The sequence below is a fragment of the Streptomyces odonnellii genome (assembly GCF_000981895.1).
Taxonomy (GTDB): Bacteria; Actinomycetota; Actinomycetes; order Streptomycetales; family Streptomycetaceae; genus Streptomyces; species Streptomyces odonnellii.
Map to the genome: position 1 here is coordinate 1 of NZ_LATD01000135.1, position 12,213 is coordinate 12,213.

General features: G+C 69.6%; 11 protein-coding genes. 7 read left to right on the forward strand and 4 right to left on the reverse strand.

Features of this window, described 5'->3' with window-relative positions; genetic code table 11:
* Positions 1-80 precede the first annotated feature (80 nt).
* The 3 genes from WH07_RS14350 (at position 81) to WH07_RS14360 (ending at position 1,547) form a co-directional block, all read left to right on the forward strand.
* Entirely contained in the window at positions 81-326 is a 246-nt protein-coding gene (locus tag WH07_RS14350; RefSeq protein ID WP_046500249.1) for a hypothetical protein, read from the forward strand.
* Positions 327-405: 79 nt separating this feature from the next.
* The gene (dcd, locus tag WH07_RS14355; RefSeq protein WP_046500250.1) at positions 406-981 is read left to right on the forward strand and encodes a dCTP deaminase; all 576 of its coding nucleotides are present in this window, start codon (positions 406-408) and stop codon (positions 979-981) included.
* Between the two features lie 50 nt (positions 982-1,031).
* Positions 1,032-1,547, forward strand: coding sequence for a phosphoribosyltransferase (locus WH07_RS14360; protein ID WP_046500257.1), 516 nt, complete (start codon positions 1,032-1,034; stop codon positions 1,545-1,547).
* 70 nt (positions 1,548-1,617) lie between these two features.
* Here WH07_RS14360 and WH07_RS14365 read toward each other — a convergent pair whose 3' ends face one another.
* The 4 genes from WH07_RS14365 to WH07_RS14380 all read right to left on the reverse strand — a co-directional run bounded on the left by WH07_RS14365 (position 1,618) and on the right by WH07_RS14380 (position 7,448).
* On the reverse strand, positions 1,618-2,589 hold the full coding sequence (locus tag WH07_RS14365; protein ID WP_046500251.1) for a Yip1 family protein: 972 nt from the start codon (positions 2,587-2,589) through the stop codon (positions 1,618-1,620).
* 199 nt (positions 2,590-2,788) lie between these two features.
* Positions 2,789-4,054, reverse strand: a complete 1,266-nt coding sequence (locus WH07_RS14370; protein WP_046500252.1) for an FG-GAP-like repeat-containing protein — start codon at positions 4,052-4,054, stop codon at positions 2,789-2,791.
* A gap of 227 nt (positions 4,055-4,281) precedes the next feature.
* A complete protein-coding gene (locus WH07_RS14375) occupies positions 4,282-6,588 on the reverse strand; it encodes a (Fe-S)-binding protein (protein WP_046500253.1) in 2,307 nt (768 codons plus the stop codon).
* Between the two features lie 215 nt (positions 6,589-6,803).
* On the reverse strand, positions 6,804-7,448 hold the full coding sequence (locus WH07_RS14380; protein WP_408645841.1) for a sugar transferase: 645 nt from the start codon (positions 7,446-7,448) through the stop codon (positions 6,804-6,806).
* A gap of 246 nt (positions 7,449-7,694) precedes the next feature.
* On the opposite strand from WH07_RS14380, the gene dnaK reads away from it, so the two are divergent.
* The 4 genes from dnaK to WH07_RS14400 are packed head-to-tail and all read left to right on the forward strand — an operon-like array spanning position 7,695 to position 11,943.
* The gene (gene dnaK, locus WH07_RS14385) at positions 7,695-9,551 is read left to right on the forward strand and encodes a molecular chaperone DnaK (RefSeq protein ID WP_046500254.1); all 1,857 of its coding nucleotides are present in this window, start codon (positions 7,695-7,697) and stop codon (positions 9,549-9,551) included.
* Positions 9,548-10,210, forward strand: coding sequence for a nucleotide exchange factor GrpE (gene grpE, locus WH07_RS14390; protein ID WP_046500255.1), 663 nt, complete (start codon positions 9,548-9,550; stop codon positions 10,208-10,210). The genes dnaK and grpE overlap by 4 nt, the downstream gene beginning before the upstream one ends.
* A 60-nt stretch (positions 10,211-10,270) precedes the next feature.
* Entirely contained in the window at positions 10,271-11,458 is a 1,188-nt protein-coding gene (gene dnaJ / locus WH07_RS14395; RefSeq protein ID WP_046500256.1) for a molecular chaperone DnaJ, read from the forward strand.
* A gap of 11 nt (positions 11,459-11,469) precedes the next feature.
* Positions 11,470-11,943 carry a heat shock protein transcriptional repressor HspR gene (locus tag WH07_RS14400; protein WP_046500259.1) on the forward strand — a complete coding sequence of 158 codons (474 nt, stop codon included), beginning with the start codon at positions 11,470-11,472 and terminating at the stop codon, positions 11,941-11,943.
* Positions 11,944-12,213: the final 270 nt, after the last annotated feature.

Genomic DNA, 12,213 nt, shown 5'->3' on the forward strand with positions numbered 1-12,213 from the left:
GGGCGGAGTGCCGGGGTGGGGGGTGTCTTCTTCATCCCTTAGTGTGGGCGTTCGTCCGTGTTTGTTGGGGAGAGGACCTGATGGACTTGATGGAGCGCACCGTCGTCCGCTGTGCCGAAGGGCATGTGTTCAGCACCACGACGTTCCCGATGCAGCAGCTCGACACCGCGAGGATCGGGCCCGGGCGGCTCATCCGGTGTCCTCGGTGTGCGCGGTTGCGGCATGCCGTGCCCGTGGCGGTCGCGGAGCCCGTGAGGACGGTGGAATCGGCGGTGCCGGTGGAGTCGGCGGGGCCGACGGTGCCGGTGGAGTCGGAACAGCGCTGACCGCGCTGACCATGGGCGTGAGGGAGCGCGCGGGCCGCCCGACTGAGGTGGGTCCGCGCGCTCTGCGTATCCTCGGGGCGTGCTTCTCTCAGACAAGGACATCCGGGTCCAGCTCGATTCCGGACGTGTGCGCATCGAGCCGTACGACGGGTCGATGGTGCAGCCCTCCAGCATCGATGTGCGGCTCGACCGGTACTTCCGGGTGTTCGAGAACCACCGCTATCCCCATATCGATCCAGCCGTCGAACAGGCCGATCTGACGCGTACGGTCGAGCCTGAGGGCGACGAGCCGTTCATCCTGCACCCCGGGGAGTTCGTGCTCGCCTCTACGTACGAAGTGATCTCGCTGCCCGACGACATCGCCTCCCGGCTGGAGGGGAAGTCCAGCCTCGGGCGGCTCGGGCTGGTCACGCACTCCACCGCCGGCTTCATCGACCCGGGATTCTCCGGGCACGTCACCCTCGAACTGTCGAATCTCGCCACCCTGCCCATCAAACTCTGGCCGGGAATGAAGATCGGGCAGCTCTGTCTCTTCCGGCTCAGCTCGCCGGCGGAGCATCCGTACGGTTCCGAACGGTACGGTTCGCGTTACCAGGGCCAGCGCGGGCCCACGGCCTCGCGCTCCTATCTGAACTTCCACCGCACTCAGGTGTGAGACGGAGACGGACGAGGGAGTCGGTCGGTATGACCGGGGAGGCGGTCGGTATGGCTGCGGCACGGGAGAATCTCTCGTACGAGCAGTTCGGGCACGCCGTCCGCGCACTCGCGCAGTCAATCGCCGACGACGGTTACGAACCCGATCTCGTCCTCAGCATCGCGCGCGGCGGTGTCTTCGTCGCCGGCGGTCTCGCGTACGCCCTGGACTGCAAGAACATCCATCTCGTCAACGTCGAGTTCTACACGGGCATCGGCACCACGCTCCCGATGCCGGTCATGCTCGCGCCCGTCCCCAATCTTGTGGACTTCTCGCACAAGAAAGTGCTCATCGCGGACGACGTCGCCGACACGGGCAAGACGCTCAAGCTGGTCCGCGACTTCTGTGTGGACCATGTCGCCGAGGTGCGCAGCGCGGTGATCTACGAGAAGACCCAGTCCCTCGTGAAGTGCGAGTACGTCTGGAAGCGCACCGACGACTGGATCAATTTCCCCTGGAGCGTCCAGCCACCGGTCGTACCTGTCGTACGTCCCCCGTCGGATCCGTCGGACCCGACGGACGACTGAGCCGCCCGTCGGTAGGTGTTGAGCCGTCCCCCGACGCCCCCAACCCCTCAGACAGTGGCCCCCTCAGCCCTCAGATCGTGCCCAGCTTCAGCAACGAAAGCAGCGCTACGAGCTGAATCGCCGACGCGCCCAGCGCCTTCGGCCACGGCAGGTCGTGCGACTTGCCCACCATCAGCGTGAAGAGCGCCCCCGACGCGATCCAGGTCACCCAGCCCAGGATCTGCACCAGGCCGTTCTCGCCGCCCAGGAAGACCGCGAAGACCAGCCGCGGGGCGTCCGTGATGGACATGATCAGCATGGAGAGGCCGACGGTCGGCTGCCAGGCGCCGTCGCCGCCGAGCTGGCGGGCGAGCGTGTGGGTCACCGCGCCCAGGATCAGCCCGCCGAGGACGAAGGCGACGGCCGTCGTCAGGACGTACGGGATGGCGGTCGTCAGCGTCGCGTTTATCGTGTCGTCGCGGGCCGCGTCGAAGCCGAAGAGCGCCAGCAGGCCGTAGATGAACGTCACGATCAGGGCGGGGCCCCAGACCGGGTAGTCGCGCATCTGCAGGAACGTCGCGCCGGGGCGCAGCACGATGCCGCTCAGCAGGTCCTTCCAGCCCAGCCGGGGGCCGACGGGCGCCGGGGCGGCGCCGGCACGGTAGGTGCCACCGTCGCCGTACGGGTCCTCGCCGACGCTGAACATCTGCGTGTGGCCCGGGTTGTTGGCGTACGGGTCGCCGTGCGGGCCCTGCGGGGGCTGCTGGGCGTACGGGTCACCGAAGTACTCCGGCTCACCGTGCCCGCCTCCGCCACCGCCACCGCCACCGCCGCGCTGCGCACCGCCGTGTCCGCCCGGCCCGCCGTACTGGCCTCCGCCGCTGCTGCCCGCCGGGGGCCACTGCTGCTGACCGTACGGAGGTGCCGCCCGGTGCCCGCCGCCGTAACCGGGGGGCGGTGGTGCCGCCTGCCGTCCGTACGGCTGCTGTTGCGGTTGATGCCGCTGCGGTTGCTGTTGCGAGGTGCGGTTGTCCCGGCCGCGTCCGATCCTGAATCCAGCCACGCGATCGAACGTACCTGGTCTTCGCGTCCGGCAGCGCTGAGCCGGCCCAACGGACCGTCCATTGCGGCCGAGCTGTGACATCCCCTAAGGGGACCCTGGGGGGTTTGCCCCAGGAACCCGCCCGCGCCTGCCCCCGGCAACTCGCATCGGTGACCCGCCGCAGGAGCCGCGTCGGCAACCCGCCCAGGAACCCGGGGAGTTACTTCAGGAAGAGCGATGTGCTGAACGTGAGCACCGGACGGTCCGCGAAGCCACCGCCCGTCTCGCCGGCCCCCGCGGCCCCGCCGCCCGTCCCCTCGTACAGCGCGATCACATCCGCCGTCTCTCCCCGGTGCGTACGGGTCACCAGATCAGGCCGCTCGTCCCCGGTGAAGTCCGCGGACACGAGCACATCGGTGGCGACGCGCACATCGGTGGCACCGTCACTGCCGCCCTTCCCGTTCGGCAGCGCGGGCGCGAGCGGCAGTCCCACCGCCTTGAAACGGTACGAGCCGCCCGCGCGCCCCGGACCGTCCGGGCCCCCGAGCAGCAGCGCGCCACGAGCGGCCGTCCCCGGCTTGTGGGCGCGGGCCGAGTACACCAGGTCGTCGTAACCGTCGCCGTCGGCATCCGCCGCGGGCGCGGGCGCTTCGAGCGCCGGGCCGCCGCCCGTGACCGGCGCCGCGGCGCTGCGCGGGGCCCCGGCCCGGCTGAACGGACCGCGCAGAAAACTCACCCGGCCCGCGCTCGCCGTGACCGCCAGATCCATCGAGCCGTCCCCGTCGAAGTCGCCGCAGACCGGGTGGTCGGGCCACTCGTTGCCGAAGCGTGCCGCGCCGGGGATCCTGAGGACCACCGCCCTGCCGGCCAGACCGGACGGGCCTCCGAAGAGGAGCTGGAGCGGTACGGGCGGCATACCGGTGCCGTCGTACGGCGGGTCCGTGGCGATGACCAGATCGCCGAACCCGTCCTTGTCGAGGTCGCACGCCGCCATGGCGTCGAACGCGGCCGGGAGCGTGCCCCCGACCCGGGCGCCGTGGGTGCGCGGGGCGAGGATCTGGCGTACGGCCGGATCGAGCGCGGCCCCCGAGCCCCGCCCCGTACCACCGCCCGTACCTGTGCCGCTGCCCGAGGCCGTACCACCGCCCGACGAACCCGGGGCGCCCGAACCGCCCGCGCCCGTCCCGTACACGATCCCGATCCCCGCGTCGTCCCCGTACGAGTCGTCCGCCGCCTTGACCAGGTCGTTCAGTACGAGGTCACGGTGGCCGTCGCCGTTGAAGTCGTCCGGGAGCCCGCTGCCCCGGCCGTGCGGTACGGGACGGCGTACGGCGTCGCCCTTGCCCGCCAGCGGCGCCGTGTCGCCGTTCTTGGCGTCCCCGCCTCGGCCGCCGCCCGCCGGGTCCGGGGCCGCCGTGCACCCGGCCAGCAGCACTGCCGTACACACGGAGGCGCAGACCGAGACCGCACCCGCACCGATCCGCATCCGCAATCGCAGCCGCACGACCGAACCACCCCGCCCCACGCGTCCCAACCTGATGCGCACAGGTAAGCAGACGTACAAGCACAAGAGGACGTACAAGCACAAGAAACAAGAAGACGTACAGGCACAGGAAACAGGCACAGGAAAACGGAGACGGCCGGCCCGGACCCGCTCCCAGTCAGGTCCGGCCGCCGGCCGTTCGTATCCCGAACACTTACCTCACGGGCCCGCTACTTCACCGGTTCAGGCTCCGGCGCGCTTTCCTGCGCGTCCGAACCCTCCGGCCCCGCGGGCGTCCGTACCGAATCGAGCAGCAACTGCGCCACATCCACCACCTGGAGCGACTCCTTCGCCTGCCCCGCGTTCTTCTTGCCGTTGACCGAGTCGGTCAGCATGACCAGACAGAACGGGCATGCCGTCGAGACGATGTCCGGGTTCAGCGAAAGCGCCTCGTCCACGCGCTCGTCGTTGACGCGCTTGCCGATCCGCTCCTCCATCCACATCCGCGCGCCGCCCGCGCCGCAGCAGAAACCGCGCTCCTTGTGGCGGTGCATCTCCTCGTTCCGCAGGCCCGGGACCTTGGCGATGATCTCGCGCGGCGGTGTGTAGACCTTGTTGTGACGGCCCAGATAGCAGGGGTCGTGGTACGTGATGAGCCCTTCGACCGGCGTCACGGGCACGAGCCTGCCCTCGTCGACGAGGTGCTGGAGCAACTGGGTGTGGTGGATGACCTCGTACTCGCCGCCGAGCTGCGGGTACTCGTTCGCGATGGTGTTGAAGCAGTGCGGGCAGGTCGCGACGATCTTCTTGGACGACTTCGGCTTCTTCGTGGCGGCGTCAGCGGTGCCGTCCTCGTCGAGGGACTCGCCGAACGCCATGTTCAGCATCGCGACGTTCTCCTGGCCGAGCTGCTGGAACAGCGGCTCATTGCCCAGACGCCGGGCCGAGTCGCCCGTGCACTTCTCGTCCCCGCCCATGATCGCGAACGAGACACCCGCGATGTGCAGCAGCTCCGCGAAGGCCTTGGTGGTCTTCTTGGCCCGGTCCTCCAGCGCGCCCGCGCAGCCCACCCAGTAGAGATAGTCGACCTCCGACAGGTCCTCGACGTCCTTGCCGACGACCGGCACCTCGAAGTCGACCTCCTTGGTCCACTCCAGGCGCTGCTTCTTCGCCAGCCCCCAGGGGTTGCCCTTCTTCTCCAGGTTCTTGAGCATCGTCCCGGCCTCGCTCGGGAAGGCGCTCTCGATCATCACCTGGTAGCGCCGCATGTCGACGATGTGGTCCACGTGCTCGATGTCGACCGGGCACTGTTCCACACACGCGCCGCAGGTGGTGCAGGACCAGAGCACGTCCGGGTCGATGACGCCGCCCCCGGCGAAGCCGCCGTCGGACGTGGCCTCCAGCGCCCCGATCAGCGGGCGCTCGGCCTCCGCGAGGGCCGCGGCCGGCACCCCGGCGAGCTGCTCGGCGGAGGCCTTCTCCTCGCCCTCCGCGTTCTTGCCTCCGCCCGCCAGCAGATACGGGGCCTTGGCGTGCGCGTGGTCGCGCAGCGACATGATCAGCAGCTTCGGGGAGAGCGGCTTGCCGGTGTTCCAGGCCGGGCACTGCGACTGGCACCGGCCGCACTCCGTACAGGTGGAGAAGTCGAGGATGCCCTTCCAGGAGAAGTGCTCGATCTGGGAGACACCGAAGACATCGTCCTCGCCCGGGTCCTCGAAGTCGATCTCCTTGCCGCCGCTGGTCATCGGCAGCAGCGCGCCGAGGGCCGTGGAACCGTCCGCCTCGCGCTTGAACCAGATGTTCGGGAAGGCCAGGAAGCGGTGCCAGGCGATCCCCATGTCGGTCTTGAGCGCGACGGTGATCATCCAGATGAAGGACGTCCCGATCTTGATCATCGCGATCAGATAGACCAGGTTCTGCAGGGTGCCGGTGCTCAGCCCCTTGAAGGCGGCGACCAGCGGATACGAGACGAGATACGCGGCCTGGTACGAGTCGGCGTGGTGCAGCGCGCCCTCCAGGCCGCGCAGCAGCAGGATCGCCAGCCCGATGATGAGGATGACGGCCTCGACGAAGTACGCCTGGCCGAAGTTGGAGCCCGCGAACCGCGACTTGCGGTCGGCCCTGCCGGGGAGCGAGAGCTGCCGGATGACGATCAGGGTGAGGATGCCGAGGGTGGTCAGCGCGCCGATCAGCTCGACGAACACCTCGTACGGCGTCCAGTCACCGATGACCGGCAGCAGCCAGTCGGCCTTGAAGAGCTGCCCGAAGGCGTTCACCAGGGTCAGTACGAGGGTGAAGAAGCCGACCGCGACGAACCAGTGCGCCACCCCGACGATGCCCCAGCGGTTCATCCGCGTGTGGCCGAGGAATTCCTTGGCGACCGTCAGGGTGCGCCGGGCGGGCTCGTCGGTGCGGGTGCCTGCCGGGACGTCCTGGCCGAGCCGTACGAAGCGGTAGATCTGGGCGATGGCCCGGCCGAACAGCGCCACACCGACGACGGCGAGCACCAGCGACACGATGATCGCGGCGAGTTGCATGGGGTGGCTCCTCGGGGCCTGCGCGGGTGGAAAAGCGGATGGTAATAAGAGTAGGAAGTCCCACTCTACTAAGCGGTAACTTAATCAGTCCGTGGCTGAGGTTACCCACTTGTCCCGCCGCAATGTAGCTGCGCAGCCGGTGATCTGCGTCGCTCCGGGGCCCGGCCGCCGCCCAGGGGGGTGTTGGCCGTTGTCGCGGGGAGCCCGGCCGCCGCTCAGCGGACCCTCGCCGCCCCCTTGGCCGGGACCACCGCCGGGCGCCGGGCGTGCGGCAGTCCGGGGTCCGGCCGCCGTACGGTGCCCAGCCAGTAGGTGTCCGCCCGCGAGTACCCGCGGGGGAGGCGGTGCGGGTCCCGCCGGGCGCGCGCCTTGTAGAGCGCGGGCAGGGTGTGGGCCAGGATCGCCAGGTCGAGCCCGATCCAGTGGTGCTCCACATAGTGCTGGTCGAGGAGGGGCGTCTCGTCCCAGGGCAGTGTCGAGTGCCGCCGCACCTGCGCCAGACCGGTCAGTCCCGGCCGTACGAGCTGACGCCACGGCGCCGCCCCCGCTGCGGAGCCGACCTTCAGCGGCGCGGGCCCCACCAGGGAGAGGTCTCCTCGTACGACATGGGGCAGGCGGGAGAGCAGATCCAGCCGGAACCGGCGGATACGCAGGGAACTCAGGATGAAGGGCCGTCCGTTGAGTCCTGTGCGGTAGTCGCGCAGGAATACGCCGTCGGCCGGCCGGGAGAGTGCGAGGACGAGGACGGCTGCCGTGAGCAGGGGCGCGGCCAGCACCAGAAGGGCCGAGCCGAGCGTCAGATCCAGAAGGCGCTTGGGGTCCGGGCGGTGCTGCGGGCGCCACATCATGCGTCGCTTCAAGGTCACACCTGACCGTTTCTGTGCGTTCTGTTACGTTTCAGAGCCTTTGGGGATTACATGGCTTCTGACTCATTCAAGGTATTTGATACAGAACGATCGCATGGGGAAGCGTCGTGAACCGGGGGCAACCCGCCGGGTGCAAGGCATCCGCACAATAGTTGAGTCCCCTTGGCTCAGGTCCTTTGACTCGTCGGAGTCTGTGATGCATCCTTGAGCCTGTTCCACTCAAGTCATGGAGGAATCGAAATGGCACGTGCGGTCGGCATCGACCTGGGCACGACAAACTCCGTCGTCAGCGTTCTCGAAGGCGGCGAGCCCACCGTCATCACCAACGCCGAGGGCGCCAGGACCACGCCGTCCGTCGTCGCCTTCGCCAAGAACGGCGAGGTGCTCGTCGGCGAGGTCGCGAAGCGCCAGGCGGTTACGAACGTCGACAGGACCATCCGCTCGGTCAAGCGCCACATGGGCACCGACTGGCGGATCAACCTGGACGGCAAGGACTTCAACCCCCAGCAGATCTCGGCCTTCGTGCTGCAGAAGCTGAAGCGGGACGCGGAGGCGTACCTGGGCGAGAAGGTCACCGACGCGGTGATCACCGTCCCGGCGTACTTCAACGACTCGGAGCGCCAGGCCACCAAGGAGGCCGGCGAGATCGCGGGCCTCAACGTGCTCCGTATCGTCAACGAGCCGACGGCCGCCGCCCTGGCGTACGGGCTCGACAAGGACGACCAGACGATCCTGGTCTTCGACCTCGGCGGCGGCACCTTCGACGTCTCGCTGCTGGAGATCGGTGACGGCGTCGTCGAGGTGAAGGCCACCAACGGTGACAACCACCTCGGTGGTGACGACTGGGACCAGCGCGTCGTCGACTTCCTGGTGAAGCAGTTCGCCAATGGACACGGCGTGGACCTGTCCAAGGACAAGATGGCTCTCCAGCGTCTCCGCGAGGCTGCGGAGAAGGCGAAGATCGAGCTGTCGTCCTCCTCCGAGACGACGATCAACCTTCCGTACATCACGGCGTCCGCCGAGGGCCCGCTGCACCTGGACGAGAAGATCAGCCGCGCCCAGTTCCAGCAGCTCACCGCTGATCTGCTGGACCGCTGCAAGACCCCGTTCCACAACGTCATCAAGGACGCCGGGATCCAGCTCTCCGAGATCGACCACGTGGTGCTGGTCGGCGGCTCGACCCGGATGCCCGCCGTCGCGGAGCTGGTCAAGGAGCTGACGGGCGGCCGCGAGGCCAACAAGGGCGTCAACCCGGACGAGGTCGTCGCCATCGGCGCCGCGCTCCAGGCCGGTGTCCTCAAGGGCGAGGTCAAGGACGTCCTGCTGCTCGACGTCACCCCGCTGTCCCTCGGTATCGAGACCAAGGGCGGCATCATGACCAAGCTGATCGAGCGGAACACGACGATCCCGACGAAGCGCTCCGAGATCTTCACCACGGCCGAGGACAACCAGCCGTCGGTGCAGATCCAGGTCTACCAGGGCGAGCGCGAGATCGCGGCGTACAACAAGAAGCTCGGGATGTTCGAGCTGACCGGTCTGCCGCCCGCCCCGCGCGGTGTGCCGCAGATCGAGGTCGCCTTCGACATCGACGCCAACGGCATCATGCACGTCGCCGCGAAGGACCTCGGCACCGGCAAGGAGCAGAAGATGACCGTCACCGGCGGCTCCTCGCTGCCGAAGGACGAGGTCAACCGGATGCGTGAGGAGGCCGAGCAGTACGCGGACGAGGACCACCGCCGCCGCGAGGCCGCCGAGACGCGCAACCAGGCCGAGCAGCTCGTCTACCAGACGGAGAAGTTCCTCAAGGACAACGAGGAGAAGGTCCCCGGCGACGTCAAGGCCGAGGTCGAGGTGGCCATCGGCGAGCTGAAGGAGAAGCTGAAGGGCGAGGACACCGCGGAGATCCGTACGTCCACGGAGAAGCTCGCGGCCGTCTCCCAGAAGCTCGGCCAGGCGATGTACGCCGACGCGCAGGCCAGTGCCGCCGCGGGCGGCGCCGACGGTGCCGCGGGCGCCGGCCGGACCCAGGCCGACGACGATGTCGTCGACGCCGAGATCGTGGACGACGAGCGGCCCAAGAAGGACGGTGCGGTGTGACCGAGGAGACCCCGGGCTTCGACGAGAAGCCCGACGTCCCCTCCGGCGCCGGACACGATGACGCCACGCCGAATGCCGCCGAGCCGGACCCCCTGCGGGAGCCGGGCCCGGCGGCCTCGGCCGGGGACGTACAGGAAGTAGCGCTGACCGCGCGGCTGGACCAGGTCCGTATGGCGCTCAACGAGCGCACCGCGGATCTCCAGCGGCTTCAGGCCGAATACCAGAACTACCGCCGACGGGTGGAGCGCGACCGCGTCACGGTCAAGGAGATCGCCGTCGCGAGCCTGCTGACCGAGCTGCTGCCCGTGCTCGACGACATCGGCCGGGCGCGGGACCACGAGGAGCTGGTGGGCGGCTTCAAGTCGGTCGCCGAGTCGCTGGAGACGGTCGTCGCGAAGCTGGGCCTCCAGCAGTTCGGCAAGGAGGGCGAGCCCTTCGACCCGACGGTCCACGAGGCCCTGATGCACTCGTACGCGCCGGATGTCACGGAGACGACGTGCGTCGCGATCCTCCAGCCTGGGTACCGGTTCGGCGAGCGGACGATCCGGCCGGCCCGGGTCGCGGTGGCCGAGCCCCAGCCCGGGGCCCAGCCCAAGTCCGCCGACGAGCAGGCCGAGTCGGCGAACGACAAGGAGAGCGGTGGCCCGGAGGAGGGCTGACGCGGTGCCGGCCGGAGACGGCAAGGGAATTGACGGCGACGGAGAGGAGGGACGTCGGGAATGAGCACGAAGGACTTCGTGGAGAAGGACTACTACAAGGTTCTCGGCGTCCCGAAGGACGCGACCGAGGCCGAGATCAAGAAGGCGTACCGCAAGCTCGCCCGCGAGTTCCACCCGGACGCCAACAAGGGCGACCTCAAGGCCGAGGAGCGCTTCAAGGAGGTCTCCGAGGCGAATGACGTCCTCGGCGACCCCAAGAGGCGCAAGGAGTACGACGAGGCGCGCGCCCTGTTCGGCAACGGCGGGTTCCGGCCCGGACCCGGCGCCGGCGGCAACGGCTCGTTCAACTTCGACCTGAGCGACCTCTTCGGCGGCGCCCAGGGCGGTACGCAGCCGGGCGCCGGCGCCGGAGGCTTCGGCGGCGGGCTCGGGGACGTCTTCGGCGGCATCTTCAACCGCGGTGGTACGGGCACCCGTACGCAGCCGCGGCGCGGCCAGGACATCGAGTCCGAGGTGACGCTCAGCTTCACCGAGGCGGTGCACGGCGCGACGGTCCCGCTGCGGATGTCCAGCCAGGCGCCCTGCAAGGCCTGTTCGGGCACGGGCGACAAGAACGGCACACCGCGGGTCTGCCCGACCTGTGTGGGCACCGGGCAGGTCTCGCGCGGCACCGGCGGCGGCTTCTCGCTCACCGACCCGTGCGTGGACTGCAAGGGCCGCGGGCTGATCGCCCAGGACCCCTGCGAGGTCTGCAAGGGCAGCGGGCGGGCCAGGTCCTCGCGGACCATGCAGGTCCGGATCCCGGCGGGCGTCAGTGACGGCCAGCGGATCCGGCTGCGTGGCAAGGGCGCTCCCGGCGAGCGCGGCGGCCCGGGCGGCGATCTCTATGTGGTCGTCCATGTCGACGCGCACCCGGTGTTCGGCCGAAAGGACGACAACCTCACGGTCACCGTGCCCGTCACCTTCACGGAGGCGGCGCTCGGCGGCGAGGTGAAGGTGCCGACCCTCGGCGGTCCACCGGTCACGCTGAAGCTGCCCCCGGGGACGCCCAACGGCCGTACGATGCGAGCGCGTGGCAAGGGCGCCGTACGGAAGGACGGCACCCGTGGCGACCTGCTGGTCACGGTCGAGGTCGTGGTGCCCAGGGATCTCGGCGCGCAGGCACGTGACGCGCTGGAGGCCTACCGCAAGGCGACCGCGGACGAAGACCCGCGGGCGGAGCTGTTCCAGGCGGCGAAGGGAGCGTGAGCCCCGTGAACATGGCTGACAGGGCGGACAGGCCCGGTGGGGACGGCCGGCGGCGCAATCCGTACCAGCTCACCGAGGAGACGCCGGTGTACGTCATCTCGGTGGCGGCCCAGCTCTCCGGGCTGCATCCGCAGACCCTCAGACAGTACGACCGCCTCGGTCTGGTCTCCCCGGACCGTACGGCGGGGCGCGGGCGCCGCTACTCGGCCCGTGACATCGAACTGCTCCGCCAGGTGCAGCAGCTGTCGCAGGACGAGGGAATCAACCTGGCCGGCATCAAGCGGATCATCGAGCTGGAGAACCAGGTGGCCGCGCTCCAGTCCAGGATCGCCGAGCTGTCGGCGGCGGTGGACGGCGCGGCGGCGGCGATGCGGCAGCGCGAGGCGCAGGTGCACGCTTCGTACCGGCGGGATCTGGTGCCGTATCAGGATGTGCAGCAGGCGAGCGCGCTGGTGGTCTGGCGGCCGAAGCGGCCGACGGAGTAAGGCGGGTGCGTACGTAGGCCCGGCCCGCGGGTGTGCGTATGGGCCCCGGCCCGGCGGCTCAGCGGTTCTCGCTTGGCCCGCTCAGCGGCCCTGTACGGCTCTGTGAGGGGCCCTCAGCCCATAGGTGGGGCTGGGGGTCCCTTCCTGTCTGTCGCGGGTCCTTGCCCGTCTCCGGGCCGTCCGTCCGTCTGCGTACCGCAGGTGTCGCCCGCGTACCGCTCCCGTCGCCCCGTGTGCCGCCCCTGTGGCCCGCGTACCGCCCCTGTGCCC